Below are 17748 nucleotides of genomic sequence, written 5' to 3'. Positions count from 1 at the left end.
TCTCCATGAGACCTGGTCTAGGAAGAGAGCGTCGTCATGTCCCAGTCGCCATCCCTGCATCAACTGCAAGAGCTCAACCCATTTCTGCGTCGCCACCTGGGCCCCGATGCCACAGAGCAGCAGGCCATGCTCAACGCGCTGGGTATCGCCAGCCGCAAGGAGCTGATCGAGCAGACCGTTCCGCCAGACATCCGCCTCAATCGCCCCCTCGACCTCCCAGCGGCACTGGACGAGCAAGCCGCCCTGGCCAAGCTCGCCGGTTATGCCGAACAGAACCAGGTTTGGACCAGTCTCATCGGCATGGGCTACCACGGCACCATCACCCCCACGGTCATCCTGCGCAACGTGCTGGAAAACCCCGGTTGGTATACCGCCTACACGCCCTATCAACCCGAAATTGCCCAAGGCCGGCTGGAGGCGCTGCTGAACTTCCAGCAAATGGTCATCGACCTCACCGGCCTGCCTCTGGCCAATGCCTCGCTGCTCGATGAAGCCACCGCTGCCGCCGAAGCCATGGCCCTGGCCAAGCGGGTGGCACGCAACAAGAGCAACGCCTTCTTTGCCGACGAGCACTGCCATCCGCAGACCCTATCGGTACTCAAGACCCGCGCCGAAGGCTTCGGCTTCGAGCTGATCGTCGATTCTGTGGATAACCTTGCCAAACACTCGGTGTTCGGCGCTTTGCTGCAGTACCCCGACACCCACGGCGAAGTGCGCGATTTGCGCCCGCTGATTGACCAGTTGCACAGCCAGCAGGCCTTGGCCTGCGTAGCCGCTGACCTGCTGAGCCTGGTGGTGCTGGCACCGCCCGGAGAGCTGGGCGCCGATGTGGTGCTGGGCTCGACCCAGCGCTTTGGTGTGCCGATGGGCTACGGCGGGCCTCACGCGGCCTATTTCGCCTGTCGCGACGACTACAAGCGGGCCATGCCGGGGCGCATCATCGGCGTGTCGCGCGATGCCCGTGGCAACACCGCGTTACGGATGGCCCTGCAGACCCGCGAGCAGCATATTCGCCGCGAAAAGGCCAACTCCAACATCTGCACGGCCCAGGTGCTGCTGGCCAACATTGCTGGCTTCTACGCGGTGTACCACGGCCCGGAAGGCCTGCAACGCATCGCTCAGCGTGTGCACCGGCTGACCTTCATCCTGGCTGCCGGCCTTGAGGCCAAAGGCATCAAACGCCTCAATCAGCACTTCTTCGACACCCTTACCCTGAATGTTGGCGGTGCCCAGGCGGCCATCATTGAAAGCGCCGAGGCCGCGCACATCAATTTGCGCATCCTCGGTCGCGGGCACCTGGGCGTGAGCCTGGACGAAACCTGCAACGAACAGACGGTGCTGCGCCTGCTCGACATCTTCCTGGGGGTGGATCATGGCCTGGAAATCACCGCCCTCGACCAGTTGGCCCTGCCTGAAGGCATACCCGCCAGCCTGGTGCGACGCACGTCATTCCTCGGCCACCCGGTGTTCAACCTGCATCACAGCGAAACAGAGATGCTGCGCTACCTCAAGCAGCTAGAGAACAAGGACCTGGCGCTGAATCAGTCGATGATCCCGCTGGGCTCGTGCACCATGAAACTCAACGCCACCAGTGAGATGATCCCCATCACCTGGCCCGGTTTTGCCCAGCTGCACCCGTTCGCCCCGGCGGCCCAGGCGGCAGGCTACAAGGCGATGATCGACGAACTGGAAAGCTGGCTGTGCGCGATCACCGGCTTCGATGCGATCTGCATGCAGCCCAACTCCGGTGCTCAGGGTGAATACGCCGGCCTGATGGCCATTACGCGCTATCACTGCAGCCGCCACCAGCCGATGCGCACGTTGTGCCTGATCCCGTCGTCGGCCCACGGCACCAACCCGGCATCGGCACAGATGGCCGGCATGGAAGTGGTGATCGTTGATTGCGACAACGATGGCAACGTCGACCTGGCTGACCTCAAAGCCAAGGCACGCGCGGCCGGGGAGCGTCTGTCGTGCCTGATGATTACCTACCCCTCGACCCACGGCGTGTACGAGGAGGGGATACGCGAAATCTGCGATGTGGTGCACCAGCACGGCGGCCAGGTTTACATGGACGGTGCCAACCTCAACGCCCAGGTGGGCCTGGCGCGCCCCGCAGACATTGGGGCCGATGTTTCACACATGAACTTGCACAAGACGTTCTGCATTCCCCACGGCGGCGGCGGCCCGGGTATGGGGCCGATCGGTATCCGCGCGCACCTCAAGCCGTTCGTCGCCAGCCATCCGGTGGTGCCGGTGCCTGGGTTGGACCCGAACAACAGCGCGGTCAGCGCCGCGCCCTGGGGCAGCGCAAGCATCTTGCCGATCAGCTGGATGTACATCGCCATGATGGGCCCGCAGCTGGCCGACGCCAGCGAGGTGGCTATCCTTTCGGCCAACTACCTGGCCAGCCAGTTGGGCGCGGCGTTCCCGGTGCTCTACCGTGGGCGCAACCAGCGCGTGGCGCATGAATGCATCCTCGACCTGCGGCCGTTGAAGGCACTGACAGGCATAAGCGAAGAGGACGTGGCCAAGCGCCTGATGGACTATGGCTTCCACGCACCGACCATGTCGTTCCCGGTGCCGGGTACGTTGATGGTGGAGCCGACCGAGAGTGAATCGAAGGCCGAGCTGGACCGGTTCGTCGAGGCGATGCTGGCGATACGGGCGGAAATTGACGAAGTACAGCAGGGCAACTGGCCAGCGGAGAACAACCCGCTGAAACATGCACCGCATACCTTGGCTGATGTGTTGGGGGTATGGGACAGGCCGTATAGCCTGGAGCAGGCGGTGGCCCCCAGTGCTCACGTGCGCCAGCACAAATACTGGCCGGCGGTGAACCGGGTAGACAACGTGTATGGGGACAGGAACCTGTTCTGTGCGTGTGTGCCGGTGGAGGCTTATCGCTAAGGTTGGTGTTGGATGCTTCGCGGGTGCCTGTAGAGCGGGTTTACCCGCGAAGCAGGCGACGCGGTTACTCGGCTACTGCATTTTTGGCCAGGATGGCATTGGCCAACTCCATGTCGGAAGCCTGCATCCCTGGGTTCTCTGCCCGTGCCTCGCGCATGGCCGCTTCCAGGAACGGCCCGCGGATCGCGCCTTCGCTGGCGACGAAGCTGCTGGCGTCATCCTGCGCGGCCACTACCAGCTTGTGATCCCGCGAGGTCAGGTAGCTCGATGCCGTGGTAGCACCGGAAGTCATCACGTTACGCCAGAAGGTATCGGCCATGGCCGAGCCAATAGGCAGCGAAAGCAAGGTAGCGGCGGCAATGGCGGTTTTGAGACGCATGTTGAAACACCTCGAAGGGTGATGGTTGAAGATGCGCGCTTGGATCTTTTCGGACAAGGCAAGTTCCTTGAATACAAAGGACTTTTCGTCAGTTGCAGACGCGCAGCACTTCCTCGGCACGGGTCTGCCCAGCGGCTACTTTGGCCTCGCCGCAATGGCGCAGGTCAACCAGGCCATCGGCCAGCGCCTGGCGCCGCAAACAGGTCAGGTCGGCATCAGGGCCGATCAATGCGCGCAAGGTATCGCTGGGCTCGAGCAGTTCGAATAATCCCGTGCGCCCCTGAAAACCGGTGCCGCGGCAGGCTCGGCAGGTGGCTGATGAACCTGCCTGGCAGTCGGTGCAGACGGTTCGCACCAGGCGCTGGGCCATCACCCCGATAAGCGTCGCCTTGATCAGGTAGTCGGCCACACCCAGCTCTTGCAAACGGGTGATTGCTGCGCAGGCGTCGTTGGTATGCAGGGTCGATAGCACCAGGTGCCCGGTCAGCGCTGCCTGCACCGCCACCAGAGCGGTTTCGCGGTCGCGGATTTCGCCGATCATGATGATATCGGGATCTTGGCGCAGCATGGCCCTGACCGCGTTGGCAAACCCCAGGTCCAGCGCGGGCTGTACCTGCAGCTGGTTGAAGGCTGGCTCCAGGCGCTCGATCGGGTCTTCGATGGTGCACAGGTTGACCTGTGGGGTGGCCAGCAGTTTGAGGCTGGTGTACAGCGTGCTGGTTTTGCCGGAGCCGGTGGGGCCGGTGACCAGGATGATGCCTTGGCGCTGACGAAGCAGGCGCTGCCATTGGGCCAGTTGCTGGCCGTGCAGGCCAAGGCGGTCGAAGCCCTCTTGCAACTGTTGCGGGTCGAACAGGCGCAGCACCAGTTTCTCGCCAAACGGGGTGGGCAGGGTCGAAAGCCGCAGCTCCACTTCGCCACCCCCGGGTAGGCGGCTATGCAGCCGGCCGTCCTGCGGCCGGCGCTTCTCGGCAACGTCCATGCGGCCCAGGTGTTTCAGGCGGCTGACGAGGGCCAGGGTGACCCCGGCGGGGAAGGCATAGACGGTGTGCAGCAGGCCATCGATACGGTAGCGCAGCTGGCCCTGTTCGCGGCGTGGTTCCAGGTGGATATCACTGGCGCGTTGCTCGATGGCGTACTGCAACAGCCAGTCGACGATATGCACGATATGCGCGTCGTCTGCGCTGGCCTCGGCCTGGCGTTTGCCCAGCTCAAGCAATTGCTCAAGTTCCCCCAGGCTGGCCGACTGCTGGTATTGCGCGCCTTTTACCGACTGGGCCAGGCGGTGGAACGACTGCGCTGACTGACGGATCTGCTGCGGGCTGGCCAGTACGCGACGGATCGACCGGCCGAGGCTGCGGGCCAGGTCGGCCTGCCAGTCATCCTGGAAAGGCTGGGCGCTGGCGACGGTGACGCTGCAGGCATCAGCCGCGACGATGAGGATGCCGTGGCGCTGGGCGAAGGCTGGGGAGATCAGGCCGGTGACCTGGGGCAGGTCGAGTTGCATGGGGTCGATGCGCAGGTAGGGTTGGCCGACCTTGTCGGCCAGCCACTGGCAAAGGTGCTCCAGGTCCAGGGGCTGGCCGGGGTGCTGGCGGCTTTCCAGGCTGCAGGCGGCGATGTGTTCCAGCGGGTGGCTAGCGGGGTGGGCGGCGGCGTGTTCGAGTACTTGCAGGGTATCGCTGGCGTGCAGGTGCTGGTCAGCGAGCAGGGCCTGGAGCACGCGCTTGAGGTCGAGTGCCAGGTTGTCGGGGGTGTGCATGGTTGGCGTCCGTGCCTGATCGGGTAGTGTTGATCAAGGCTAGCCGGGCGGCGGGTGGCTATCGGAGGTGAAAGGTTTCGGGATTTTGCTGCGCCTGTCCCGGACGCTTCGCGGGTGAACCCGCTCCTACAGGGATCGCACGGGCCTTGAGTGCCATGCGGTACCGGCCCGGCAGAGAGGGTGGTTCAGACCACTGCCAACGCCACTCGCTGCAAGTTGGTCAGGCTCACCTCACCCACACACACCAGGTTACGCAGCTTCTGTGCAATGACCTCGGCCCGGTGCCAGCTCAACCCGCCAATGCCAATTTCGATATCCAGCCAGTCATCCTGCTGGCTGACCTGCACGCTATGCGGGGTCAGGAACTGCAAGGCGAACAGGTTGAGCACCCGGCACAGGCTATCGGGCTCGGCCTCGGCCTGCAGGCGATAGTGCACGGTGCTGTGGGCGTTGGTGGCGGCCCAGGCGTCGGTACGGGGCTGTGCGTTCATGCTGGTCTCCGCAAATGAGGGAGAAATTCTTGCACGTTGCTGGCGGTATTTTTTCGCTATGATTGGGGGATTTCGCCCTATTTGTGAATTCTTTTATCCAAAAATATCTAAGATGGAGCATAAATAATGCACAGCGAGCTGGACACCTACGACCGTCGCATCCTCGAGCTGCTGCAGGAGGACGCTTCGCTGTCCAGTGCACAGATCGCCGAGCGCGTCGGGCTGTCGCAATCGCCGTGCTGGCGGCGCATTCAGCGCTTGAAGGAAGAGGGGGTGATTCGTGGGCAGGTGACCTTGCTGGACCGTAAGAAGGTCGGCCTGAACACGCAGATTTTCGCCGAAGTGAAACTGAACGCCCATGGGCGCTCCAACTTTACCGAGTTCACCGAGGCGATCCGCGGGTTCCCTGAGGTGCTGGAGTGTTATGTGCTGATGGGGGCCGTGGACTTTCTGCTGCGAATCGTCACGTCGGACATCGAGGCCTACGAGCGGTTCTTCTTCGAAAAACTGTCGAACGTGCCGGGGATTCAGGAGGTGAACTCGATTGTGGCGCTTTCCGAGATCAAGTCCACCACTAGCCTGCCGCTATCGCGTTAAGGATATTCGCGGGTAAACCCGCTCCTACACCGGTGAGGCCATTCGCGGGTAAACCCGCGCCTACACCGGCCTCACGCCTGACGCGAACCTTTGTAGGAGCGGGTTTACCCGCGAAGCAGGCGACGCGGTATCACGCCTTGAGCAGGTGCTTCCAGCCGCGGCTCTGGTCCACCGCTCGAGCCTGTTCGATACGCGCTTCCAGCACTTCATCGCTGATGGGCTGCTCGGCCAGCTCGTGCAGCTTTTTCAGGTCGCCGTACAAGCGGTCCATCTGCGGCGCTTCCAGCACCTGGCGGGCGTGGTGCAGCCAGGCCAGAAGCTGCTCGATACGTGGCAGCTGCTCGGCCAGGTCTTCCGGGCGCTGGGTGTACAGCGGCAGCTTCAGCGCGCGGCCTTCCTCGCCCAGCAGGTGCCCCAGCCAGCTGGCCAGTTGCGCCTTGCCCTGGCGTTCGCCGCGGCCCTTGCGCTCTGCGGTCCAGGTCCGGGCCATCAGCCAGCGTGAGGTTTCCAGCGAGAACTGGCCCCAGCGTACGTCTTCCAGTTCTTCGGCAAACTGCTCGGGCGCGGCGCGACGGATGTCTTCGTCATCGTTGCCGGCCTGAACCAGCGGGCGCCAGTCTTCAAGCAAGGCATCAAGGCTGGCGCGCAGGTCGCGGGTGGTGGCGCGCGGTGCCGCCTGGCCCAGGCTGGCGGTGAGTGCGCGCAGCTCGCTCAGGCACTCGACCCAGTCCTGGAGCAGGCGCCAGTGGCCGTTGTGGCGGTACTGCTCGGCCAGGCGCTGGCTGCTGCCCAGCAGCTGCCAGGCGAGGGCGGCATAGGCGTCGTCCAAGGCCATTTCGGCTTCCAGCGCGGTATGCGGCAGGTCCAGCTCGTAGCTGTCCGGTTCCAGCAGGCGGTAACCGCGCTCAGCCTTGCTGATGTCGCACGGCATCAGTGGCAGGCTGGCGGCCAGTTCTGCGGCCAGTTCCAGCAGGGCTTGCGGTTCACCTTCACGCAGTTCCAGTTCCAGCTCGCAGATCTCTTCCTTGCGCTTGCCGGCGATCACGAAGCCTTGGTCCAGCGCGGCCTCGATCACCACCTTGCTCTTGCCACGGCCCCAGGCGATTTCAGCGTATTCACGGATGAAGTCGGTGGTGAACAGCGGCTTGATGGTTTTCTTGTCCAGGTTGGCCAGTTGCTCGGGCCAGCAGGTGGCGTCCAGCTTCTTCAGGTCGAGCTTGACCTTGTCCAGGTTCCATTCGTACTCGTTGCGCTCGGACAGGCCAGCCACGCTCTGGCCGCGGCACTTGAGGGTTTGGATGACAGCGTCGCCATCGCGGCGCAGGCGCAGGGCGACACGGGCGGCGGACAGCTCACGCTCGGGGGTGTCGAAGTACTGGTTGAGCAGTTCACGGGTCTGCCAGCCGGACTTGTTGCGCTTTTTCAGCAGAGGGTGCTCGCGCAGTGCGGCAAGGGTCTCGCGGCTGGCGCGGAGCTTCAGTTCGGTTTCTTTGTGCATCACAGACTCGAAAGAGGGGGCGTGGTTGGCAGAGAGTCTACAGCAGTCAGCCCTCAACGGTTTATTCCAGACAGCGGATAGTCCTATGATGGGCAACGTTTCCGAGGAGTACGGGCATGCCGTTGCCGACGCTGAAAGACCAGTTTGCCGCCTTGATCGCCGCGCCTTCGGTCAGCTGTACCCAACCTGCGCTGGACCAGTCCAACCGCCAGGTTATCGACCTGCTGGCCGGTTGGCTGGGCGACCTGGGTTTCAAGTGCGATATCCAGCAGGTCACTCCCGGCAAGTTCAACCTGCTGGCCAGTCGTGGCACCGGCCCGGGAGGGCTGGTGCTGGCCGGGCACAGCGATACCGTGCCCTATGACGAGCAACTGTGGGCCAGCGACCCGCTGAAGCTGACCGAGACCGATGGCCGTTGGGTCGGCCTGGGCAGCTGCGACATGAAGGGCTTCTTTGCCCTGGTCATCGAAGCGGTCATCCCCCTGCTGGAGCACGACTTCAAGGAGCCGCTGCTGATCCTTGCCACCTGCGACGAGGAAAGCTCCATGTCCGGCGCCCGTGCCCTGGCCGAGGCCGGCCAGCCACTGGGCCGTGCAGCGATAATCGGTGAGCCTACCGGGCTGCGGCCGATCCGCATGCACAAGGGCATCCTCATGGACCGTATCGACATCCTCGGTCGCAGCGGCCATTCGTCGGACCCAAGCCTGGGCCGCAGCGCCATGGAGGCCATGCATGCGGTCATGGGCGAGCTGATGGGCCTGCGCCAGCAGTGGCAACAAACCTATAGCAACCCGCAATTCACCGTGCCGACCCCGACCATGAACTTCGGCTGCATCCATGGCGGCGACAACCCCAACCGTATCTGCGGCCAGTGCGCCCTGGAGTTCGACCTGCGGCCGCTGCCGGGCATGGACGTGGACCAGCTGCGCGCGGCCATTCGCGAAAAGCTGGTACCCGTGGCCGAGCGCCATGAGGTGCGCATCGACTATGCGCCGCTGTTCCCGGAGGTGCCGCCGTTCGAGCAGGCTGCCGATGTCGAACTGGTACAGGTCGCGGAGCGCCTGACCGGCCATCGCGCTGAAGCGGTGGCGTTCGGCACCGAAGCACCTTATCTTCAGCAACTGGGCTGCCAGACCATCGTGCTGGGCCCTGGCGACATCGCCTGCGCCCACCAGCCCGGCGAATACCTTGAAATGTCACGAATCGAGCCTACCGTGCGTCTATTGCGTGACCTGATCCGGCACTATTGCCTGCACTAAACGTCAATCGAACTGATTCGTTCCTGCCTAGAGGAGACCGCGCGTGACCGCAAGCCTGTTCCGACGATGATCCTGAACGCCCCCTGCATCGCCGTTCTCCGTCCACTTATCCACAGGCCCTGTCATGCCCGATTACGTCAACTGGCTGCGTCATGCATCCCCCTATATCAATGCCCATCGCGACTGCACCTTCGTGGTCATGCTCCCTGGCGATGGGGTGGAACACCCTAATTTCGGCAACATCGTCCACGACCTGGTGCTGCTGCACAGTCTGGGCGTGCGGCTGGTGCTGGTGCATGGCTCGCGCCCGCAGATCGAAAGCCGGCTGGCCGATCGCGGCCTGACCCCGCACTATCACCGGGGCATGCGTATTACTGATGCGGCTACCCTGGATTGCGTGATCGATGCCGTCGGCGCCCTGCGCCTGGCCATTGAAGCGCGGCTGTCGATGGACATCGCCGCTTCGCCGATGCAGGGCTCGCGCCTGCGCGTGGCCTCCGGCAACCTGGTCACCGCGCGGCCGATCGGCGTGCTCGAAGGCGTGGACTACCACCACACTGGCGAAGTGCGGCGGGTCGACCGCAAGGGCATCAGCCGCCTCCTCGACGAGCGCTCCATCGTGCTGTTGTCGCCCTTGGGCTACTCGCCTACCGGGGAAATCTTCAACCTGGCCTGCGAAGACGTGGCTACCCGTGCGGCCATCGAACTGGGCGCCGACAAGTTGCTGCTGTTCGGCGCCGAGCCGGGCCTGTTGGACGCTGACGGTAGGCTGGTGCGTGAACTGCGCCCGCAGCAGGTTGCTCCGCATTTGCAGCGTCTAGGCAGCGATTACCAAGGCGAACTGCTGGATGCTGCGGCCGAGGCTTGCAAAGGCGGTGTGGCGCGCAGCCATATCGTCAGCTATGCCGAGGACGGCGCGCTGCTCACCGAGCTGTTCACCCGGGGCGGTGGCGGTACGCTGGTGTCGCAGGAGCAGTTCGAAGTGGTGCGCGAGGCGACCATTGAGGACGTCGGTGGCCTGCTGGAGTTGATCAGCCCGCTGGAAGAGCAGGGCATCCTGGTGCGCCGTTCGCGCGAAGTGCTGGAGCGAGAGATCGAGCAGTTCAGCGTGGTCGAGCGCGAGGGCATGATCATCGCCTGTGCGGCGCTGTACCCGATTGCCGATTCCGAAGCCGGGGAGCTGGCTTGCCTGGCGGTGAACCCGGAGTACCGCCATGGCGGGCGTGGCGATGAGCTGCTGGAACGCATCGAGAGTCGGGCACGGCAGATGGGCTTGAGTACTTTGTTCGTGCTGACTACGCGCACTGCGCACTGGTTCCGCGAGCGCGGCTTTGCGCCGAGTGGTGTGGAGCGGCTGCCGGCGGCGCGGGCTTCGCTGTACAACTACCAGCGCAATTCGAAGATTTTCGAGAAGCCCCTGTAAGCCTGGGCCGCCCTCTTCGCGGGCACGCCCGCTCCCACAGGTAAGCCACAGGCTTCAGCCCTCGAAATTACCCTGTGGGAGCGGGCGAGCCCGCGAAGAGGGCGACACCGGTCTTAAACAAAAACGCCGCCCTTGAGGGGCGGCGTTTTCGTTTACACGGTATGCAGGTACCAGTTGTACTCGAGGTCGGAGATCGAGTGCTCGAACTCTTCCAGCTCGCTTTCCTTGCACGCGACAAAGATGTCGATGTACTTCGGATCGATGTACTTGTTGAGGATCTCGCTGTCGTCCAGCTCGCGCAGGGCATCGCGCAGGTTGTTCGGCAGGCTCTGCTCCAGCTGCTCGTACGAGTTGCCTTCGATCGGCGCGCCTGGCTCGATCTTGTTGGTCAGGCCATGGTGCACGCCAGCCAGTACAGCAGCCATCATCAGGTACGGGTTGGCGTCGGCACCGGCGACGCGGTGCTCGATGCGCACTGCATCGGCCGAGCCGGTCGGTACGCGCAGCGCTACGGTGCGGTTGTCCAGGCCCCAGCTTGGCGCGTTCGGCACGTAGAACTGCGCGCCAAAGCGGCGGTAAGAGTTGACGTTCGGGCAAAGGAATGCCATGGACGCGGGCAGGGTCTCGAGCACACCGCCGACAGCGTGACGTAGCGCGGCGTTCTGCTCGGGATCCTCGCTGGTGAAGATGTTGTTGCCATCTTTGTCCAGCACGGAAATGTGCACGTGCAGGCCGTTGCCTGCCTGGCCCGGGTAGGGCTTGGCCATGAAGGTGGTGTCCATTTCATGGTCGTAGGCGATGTTCTTGATCAACCGCTTGAGCAGTACCGCGTAGTCGCAGGCCTTGAGCGGGTCCGCCACGTGGTGCAGGTTGACTTCGAATTGTGCCGGGGCGCTTTCCTTGACGATGGCGTCGGCCGGGATGCCTTGTTCTTTCGCGCCTTCGAGGATGTCCTGCAGGCAGTCGGCATACTCGTCGAGGTCGTCGATCAGGTACACCTGGGTTGACTGTGGGCGTTTGCCCGAAATTGGCGAGCGCGGCGGCTGCGGGCGGCCATTCACGTTCTCCTGATCGATCAGGTAGAACTCCAGCTCGAATGCGGCGCAGATGGTCAGGCCCATATCGGTGAACTTGCTCACCACTTGGCGCAGCACTTCACGCGGGTCGGCGAAGAACGGCTCGCCATCCAGCTCGTGCATGGTCATCAGCAGCTGGGCGGTAGGGCGTTTTTGCCACGGCTCATTACAGAGCGTGTCGGGGATTGGATAGCAGATGCGGTCAGCATCGCCGATGTCCAGGCCCAGCCCGGTGCTTTCGACGGTGGAACCGTTGATGTCCAGGGCAAAGAGGGAGGCCGGCAGGTTGATGCCTTTCTCGTAAACCTTGTGGAGGCTGGTGCGCTCTATGCGCTTGCCACGCACCACACCATTCATATCTGCAATCAGAAGGTCAACGTAGAGAACCTCAGGATGTTCCTTAAGGAACGCGTTCGCTTCGTTAAGCTGAACGGCACGCGGGGGTACCGACATGATGCAACACCTTTGTTGTTAAAAATATCAATCAAGGGGGGCTTGCAAGACCAGTCAATCGAAAAGAGATACTGATGTCAAGCCAACCCCATGATGCCCTGAAATGGCACATCTACGGCAGATTTGCTGCATATCGGGGCAATCCATTATCCGCTATTTCCCGCGTAAAGGGCTATCTCCGGTGCGCCGTGTTTTATTTTTTACGGAGGTGTTGTGTAAAAAAATGAACAAGGCTAAGCTCGGTTTCAACCCAGAACACAATAATACGAGGGTCACATGGTCCGCTTGCCGCGACCTGAAAGCATTGCCTGCGCAGTGCCATCGGGTACATCCGTCGTTTTTGCAAGCTTCGTCTATGGCGTGGTCGCCCTGGCCGCAATAATTGACGTTTCGCGTTCCCGGACCGGTCCTCGCAGCGGCTTGCCGCCTTTCGCTTCGCCTTCCTGCCTTTTGAACTCATTACGGACACAGCTGATTTCAGTGTATCCACTGTGGCTCTGCGCGTGGGTTTTTGCTTTAGCAATCGACTCCATCCAGAATCAAGTCGCGGACCACCTTACCTCCTGAGGTATTTATGAGTAACAACCTCGACCAGCTCACCGATTGGTTGAAAGAGCACAAGATCACCGAAGTCGAATGCATGATCAGCGACCTGACCGGCATCACGCGCGGCAAGATTTCGCCAACCAACAAATTCATCGCTGAAAAAGGCATGCGGCTGCCCGAGAGCGTGCTGCTGCAGACCGTGACCGGCGATTACGTCGACGACGACATCTATTACGAACTGCTCGACCCTGCAGACATCGACATGATCTGCCGCCCTGACGAGAACGCCGTGTTCCTCGTGCCGTGGGCCATCGAGCCGACCGCACAAGTCATCCACGACACCTACGACAAGAAGGGCAACCCGGTCGAACTGTCGCCGCGCAACGTGCTGAAGAAAGTGCTCAAGCTATATGCTGACAAGGGCTGGCAGCCGATCGTCGCACCGGAGATGGAGTTCTACCTGACCAAGCGCAGCGAAGACCCGGACTTCCCGCTGCAGCCCCCGGTAGGCCGTTCCGGTCGCCCGGAAACCGGCCGTCAGTCGTTCTCGATCGAAGCTGCCAACGAATTCGACCCGCTTTTCGAAGACGTCTACGACTGGTGCGAGCTGCAGCAACTGGACCTCGACACGCTGATCCACGAGGACGGCACGGCGCAGATGGAAATCAACTTCCGTCACGGCGACGCCCTGCACCTGGCCGACCAGATCCTGGTGTTCAAGCGCACCATGCGCGAGGCGGCGCTCAAACACAACGTGGCTGCCACCTTCATGGCCAAACCGATGACCGGCGAGCCGGGCAGTGCCATGCACCTGCACCAGAGTGTGGTCGACGTGGCCACCGGCAAGAACATCTTCAGCAATGAAGACGGCAGCATGAGTGAGCTGTTCCTCAACCACATTGGCGGCCTGCAGAAGTTCATCCCCGAGGCGCTGCCGCTGTTCGCGCCCAACGTCAACTCGTTCCGCCGCTTCCTGCCCGACACCTCGGCGCCGGTAAACGTGGAGTGGGGCGAAGAAAACCGCACCGTCGGCCTGCGTGTACCGGATGCCGGCCCACAAAGCCGGCGCGTCGAAAACCGCCTGCCGGGCGCCGACGCCAACCCATACCTGGCCATCGCCGCCAGCCTGCTGTGTGGCTACATCGGCATGGTCGAAGGCATTGAGGCCAGCGCGCCAGTGCAGGGCCGTGGTTACGAACGCCGCAACCTGCGCCTGCCCCTGACCATCGAAGACGCCTTGGAACGCATGGAAAACAGCCGTGCGCTGGTGCAGTACCTGGGCAAGAAATTCATCACCGGGTATGTCGCTACCAAGCGCGCCGAGCATGAAAACTTCAAGCGCGTCATCAGTTCCTGGGAGCGTGAGTTCCTGCTGTTCGCTGTCTGATCAACCCTGGTGCCGCAGAAGCGCGGCGGTCCAATAACGGAGAAGCACATGAGCGTCAACAACCCGCAAACCCGTGAATGGCAAACCCTGAGCGGGGAGCATCACCTCGCACCTTTCAGTGACTACAAGCAGCTGAAGGAGAAGGGGCCGCGCATCATCACCAAGGCCCAGGGTGTGCATTTGTGGGATAGCGAGGGGCACAAGATCCTCGACGGCATGGCCGGTCTGTGGTGCGTGGCGGTCGGCTACGGCCGTGAGGAGCTGGTGCAGGCGGCAGAGAAACAGATGCGTGAGCTGCCGTACTACAACCTGTTCTTCCAGACCGCTCACCCGCCTGCGCTCGAGCTGGCCAAGGCGATCACCGACGTGGCGCCGAAAGGTATGACCCATGTGTTCTTCACCGGCTCCGGCTCCGAAGGCAACGACACTGTACTGCGCATGGTGCGTCACTACTGGGCGCTGAAGGGAAAACCGCACAAGCAGACCATCATCGGCCGCATCAACGGTTACCACGGCTCCACCTTCGCCGGTGCATGCCTGGGCGGCATGAGCGGCATGCACGAGCAGGGTGGCCTGCCGATCCCGGGCATCGTCCACATCCCTCAGCCGTACTGGTTCGGCGAGGGTGGCGACATGACCCCTGACGAATTCGGTGTCTGGGCCGCCGAGCAGTTGGAGAAGAAGATCCTTGAAGTCGGCGAGGACAACGTCGCTGCCTTCATCGCCGAGCCGATCCAGGGCGCTGGCGGTGTGATCATCCCGCCGGAAACCTACTGGCCGAAGGTGAAGGAGATCCTCGCCAGGTACGACATTCTGTTCGTCGCCGACGAGGTGATCTGCGGCTTCGGCCGTACCGGCGAGTGGTTTGGCTCTGACTACTACGACCTCAAGCCCGACCTGATGACCATCGCGAAAGGCCTGACCTCCGGTTACATCCCCATGGGCGGTGTGATCGTGCGTGACACCGTGGCCAGGGTGATCAGCGAAGGCGGCGACTTCAACCACGGTTTCACCTACTCCGGCCACCCGGTGGCGGCCGCGGTGGGCCTGGAAAACCTGCGCATTCTGCGTGACGAGAAAATTGTCGAGAAGGCGCGCACGGAAGCGGCACCGTATTTGCAAAAGCGTTTGCGCGAGCTGCAAGACCATCCACTGGTGGGTGAAGTGCGCGGCCTGGGCATGCTGGGTGCGATCGAGCTGGTCAAGGACAAGGCCACCCGCAGCCGTTACGAGGGCAAGGGCGTAGGCATGATCTGTCGCACCTTCTGCTTCGAGAACGGCCTGATCATGCGTGCGGTGGGTGACACCATGATCATCGCGCCGCCGCTGGTAATCAGCCATGCGGAGATCGACGAACTGGTGGAAAAGGCGCGCAAGTGCCTGGACCTGACCCTTGAGGCGATTCGATAAGCGTTTGCTAGGCTAGCGTTGTGACATTAAGTCGTTACATGGCCCTGCTTTCCTTGATACAGGGCCTTGTAACTTGCCAGACTAGCGACTGTTTCAGTCGCCGCGCGCTCTGCACCGTGGGTTCTGGCTGCTGGACAGTTGCTAAATAAAAATTCTGGAGCATTACGCATGAATAAAATGGGCAAGACGTTGCTGGCCGCCGCCCTGATGGGTGCCATGGCCTCCGCTGTTCAGGCTGAAGACAAAGTGTTGAACGTCTATAACTGGTCGGACTACATCGCTCCGGACACCATCGCCAAGTTCGAAAAGCAGACGGGGATCAAGGTCAAGTACGACGTCTTCGACAGCAACGAAACCCTGGAAGCCAAGCTGCTGGCAGGCAAGTCGGGCTATGACATCGTCGTGCCTTCGAACAATTTCCTGGCCAAGCAGATCAAGGCGGGCGTGTACGAGGAGCTGGACCGTTCCAAGCTGCCGAACTGGAAGAACCTCGACCCCGACCTGCTCAAGGCCGTTGGCGATGCCAGCGACAAGGACAACAAGCATGCCTTCCCTTATATGTGGGGCTCGATCGGCATCGGCTACAACCCGGAGAAGGTCAAGGCTGCGCTGGGCGTGGACAAGATCGATTCGTGGGACGTGGTGTTCAAGCCTGAGAACATCGCCAAGCTCAAGAGCTGCGGCGTGAGCTTCCTCGACGCCCCGACCGAAATGCTCCCGGCTGCGCTGCACTACCTCGGCAAGCCGACCGACAGCACCAAGAAAGAAGACCTGAAGGCCGCCGAGGACCTGTTCCTCAAGATCCGTCCTTCGATCACCTACTTCCACTCGTCCAAGTACATTGGCGACATGGCCAACGGCAACATCTGTGTAGCCGTCGGTTACTCGGGTGACCTGGAGCAGTCCAAGGCCCGTGCCCATGAAGCGGGCGACAAGGTCAAAGTGGACTACGTCATTCCGAAGGAAGGTGCCGGTACTTTCTACGACATGGTCGCCATCCCGAAAGATGCCGAACATAAAGACGCTGCCTACCAGTTCATGAACTTCCTGATGCAGCCGGAAATCATGGCTGAAATCACCAACGCCGTGCGCTTCCCGAACGGTAACGCTGCTGCCACCCCGTTCGTGGACAAAGACATCACCAGCGACCCAAGCATCTACCCGCCTGCCGAAGTGAAGAAGCAGCTGTACGCGATCGCTGCGCCTGACGCTTCTGTGCAGCGAGTGATCACCCGCAGCTGGACGAAGATCAAGTCGGGCAAGTAAGCCCGATGCGACAGCTCTGGGCCGCGTTTTTCGGCCCAGAGCCATTGAAAGGTAATTGATGATTGCGGCATCGAAGCTGCGAAGTTAAGTTGCGCGCCGGTTTTGCGTGTGCGGCAGCATTGTCGCTACCCAGGCACTGATTGTGAGGACCCCCACTTGTCTATTTCTGTATTCCGCAAGGCCTTGATGGCCGGCGCGGGCCTGACGCTGGCATGCAGCGTCCAAGCGGCGCCGACGGTGCACTTCTATAACTGGTCCGACTACATCGGCCCGACCACACTCGCGGATTTCGAGAAAGCTACGGGCATCAAGCCTGTGCAAGACGTGTTCGACTCCAACGAAACCCTGGAAGGCAAGCTACTGGCCGGCAACACCGGCTATGACGTGGTGGTGCCGTCCAACCATTTCCTCGGCAAGCAGATCAAGGCGGGCGCCTTCCAGAAGCTCGACAAGAACCTGCTGCCCAACTATTCCAACCTCGACCCGGCGTTGATGAAGCGCCTGGAAAAGAACGACCCGGGCAACCAGTACGCGGTGCCTTACCTGTGGGGTACTAACGGCATCGGTTACAACGTCGACAAGGTCAAGGCCGCGCTGGGCGTTGACACCATCGACTCCTGGGCCGTGCTGTTCGAACCCGAAAACATGAAGAAGCTCTCCAAGTGCGGTGTGGCTTTCCTCGACTCGGCGGACGAAATGCTGCCAGCGGTGCTCAACTACATGGGCCTCAACCCCAACAGCACCGACCCCAAGGATTACGCCAAGGCCGAGCAGAAGCTGCTGGCGGTGCGCCCGTACGTGACCTACTTCCACTCGTCCAAGTACATCACCGACCTGGCCAATGGCGACATCTGCGTCGCGGCAGGTTTCTCGGGTGATGTGTTCCAGGCCAAGGCCCGCGCTGAAGAAGCGAAGAAGGGTGTGAACCTGGCCTACGCCATTCCCAAGGAAGGCGGCAACCTCTGGTTCGACGTGCTGGCGATCCCCAAGGACGCCAAGAACGTCAAAGAGGCGCATGCCTTCATCAACTATTTGCTGAAACCTGAGGTTATCGCCCAGGTCAGTGATTACGTCGGTTACGCCAACCCGAACCCCAAGGCTGGCGCCCTGATGGACCAGGCCGTAAGGACTGACGCCGCGGTTTACCCACCGCAGGAAGTGCTGGACAAGATGTTCGTGAACTCAGAGTTGCCACCCAAGGTGCAACGGCTGATGACCCGTAGCTGGACCAAGGTCAAGTCGGGCAAGTAAAAATCCAGACCCGCGACGGCACAGTAGAACAGGCCACGCG

At 62.1% G+C, this 17748-nt stretch carries 13 protein-coding genes; 8 read left to right on the top strand and 5 right to left on the bottom strand.

Going from position 1 to position 17748, the window contains the following annotated elements; translation table 11 throughout:
• Positions 1-36 precede the first annotated feature (36 nt).
• The gene (gene gcvP, locus ACF8FG_RS21145; RefSeq protein ID WP_014592790.1) at positions 37-2910 is read left to right on the top strand and encodes an aminomethyl-transferring glycine dehydrogenase; all 2874 of its coding nucleotides are present in this window, start codon (positions 37-39) and stop codon (positions 2908-2910) included.
• A gap of 64 nt (positions 2911-2974) precedes the next feature.
• On the opposite strand, the gene ACF8FG_RS21140 is transcribed toward gcvP, so the two are convergent.
• The 3 genes from ACF8FG_RS21140 to ACF8FG_RS21130 all read right to left on the bottom strand — a co-directional run bounded on the left by ACF8FG_RS21140 (position 2975) and on the right by ACF8FG_RS21130 (position 5542).
• Positions 2975-3289 (bottom strand): DUF2388 domain-containing protein, encoded by a 315-nt coding sequence (locus ACF8FG_RS21140; protein ID WP_004575834.1) that lies wholly within the window; start codon positions 3287-3289, stop codon positions 2975-2977.
• A gap of 88 nt (positions 3290-3377) precedes the next feature.
• On the bottom strand, positions 3378-5051 hold the full coding sequence (locus ACF8FG_RS21135) for a GspE/PulE family protein (protein ID WP_318080659.1): 1674 nt from the start codon (positions 5049-5051) through the stop codon (positions 3378-3380).
• Positions 5052-5236: 185 nt separating this feature from the next.
• Entirely contained in the window at positions 5237-5542 is a 306-nt protein-coding gene (locus tag ACF8FG_RS21130) for a hypothetical protein (RefSeq protein ID WP_003253715.1), read from the bottom strand.
• 126 nt (positions 5543-5668) lie between these two features.
• Here ACF8FG_RS21130 and ACF8FG_RS21125 point away from each other — a divergent pair, with 126 nt between their 5' ends.
• Positions 5669-6139 (top strand): Lrp/AsnC family transcriptional regulator, encoded by a 471-nt coding sequence (locus tag ACF8FG_RS21125; protein ID WP_014592787.1) that lies wholly within the window; start codon positions 5669-5671, stop codon positions 6137-6139.
• A 130-nt stretch (positions 6140-6269) separates the two neighbouring features.
• Here the strand turns inward: ACF8FG_RS21125 and ACF8FG_RS21120 are convergent, their stop codons facing one another.
• The gene (locus ACF8FG_RS21120; protein WP_318080660.1) at positions 6270-7637 is read right to left on the bottom strand and encodes a CYTH domain-containing protein; all 1368 of its coding nucleotides are present in this window, start codon (positions 7635-7637) and stop codon (positions 6270-6272) included.
• 116 nt (positions 7638-7753) lie between these two features.
• Here ACF8FG_RS21120 and argE point away from each other — a divergent pair, with 116 nt between their 5' ends.
• The gene (gene argE, locus ACF8FG_RS21115) at positions 7754-8896 is read left to right on the top strand and encodes an acetylornithine deacetylase (RefSeq protein WP_318080661.1); all 1143 of its coding nucleotides are present in this window, start codon (positions 7754-7756) and stop codon (positions 8894-8896) included.
• 124 nt (positions 8897-9020) lie between these two features.
• Positions 9021-10319 carry an amino-acid N-acetyltransferase gene (argA, locus tag ACF8FG_RS21110; protein ID WP_003253723.1) on the top strand — a complete coding sequence of 433 codons (1299 nt, stop codon included), beginning with the start codon at positions 9021-9023 and terminating at the stop codon, positions 10317-10319.
• A 152-nt stretch (positions 10320-10471) separates the two neighbouring features.
• On the opposite strand, the gene ACF8FG_RS21105 is transcribed toward argA, so the two are convergent.
• Complete coding sequence (locus tag ACF8FG_RS21105; protein WP_392519180.1) at positions 10472-11848, bottom strand: glutamine synthetase family protein; 1377 nt, start codon at positions 11846-11848, stop codon at positions 10472-10474.
• Positions 11849-12422: 574 nt separating this feature from the next.
• Between ACF8FG_RS21105 and ACF8FG_RS21100 the strand changes: the two genes are divergently transcribed.
• The 4 genes from ACF8FG_RS21100 (at position 12423) to ACF8FG_RS21085 (ending at position 17708) form a co-directional block, all read left to right on the top strand.
• Positions 12423-13781, top strand: coding sequence for a glutamine synthetase family protein (locus ACF8FG_RS21100; RefSeq protein ID WP_003253727.1), 1359 nt, complete (start codon positions 12423-12425; stop codon positions 13779-13781).
• A gap of 48 nt (positions 13782-13829) precedes the next feature.
• Positions 13830-15191: an aspartate aminotransferase family protein gene (locus ACF8FG_RS21095; protein WP_318080662.1), complete on the top strand. Its 1362-nt coding sequence runs from the start codon at positions 13830-13832 to the stop codon at positions 15189-15191.
• Positions 15192-15359: 168 nt separating this feature from the next.
• The gene (locus tag ACF8FG_RS21090) at positions 15360-16457 is read left to right on the top strand and encodes a polyamine ABC transporter substrate-binding protein (RefSeq protein WP_014592782.1); all 1098 of its coding nucleotides are present in this window, start codon (positions 15360-15362) and stop codon (positions 16455-16457) included.
• Positions 16458-16613: 156 nt separating this feature from the next.
• Positions 16614-17708 (top strand): polyamine ABC transporter substrate-binding protein, encoded by a 1095-nt coding sequence (locus ACF8FG_RS21085; protein WP_010955707.1) that lies wholly within the window; start codon positions 16614-16616, stop codon positions 17706-17708.
• Positions 17709-17748 lie beyond the last annotated feature (40 nt).

The sequence above is a fragment of the Pseudomonas sp. YQ_6 genome (genome assembly GCF_043103245.1).
Taxonomy (GTDB): domain Bacteria; phylum Pseudomonadota; class Gammaproteobacteria; order Pseudomonadales; family Pseudomonadaceae; genus Aquipseudomonas; species Aquipseudomonas alloputida.
Note: the sequence above shows the minus strand (reverse complement) of the source record. Positions and strands in the feature narration are given on the sequence as shown.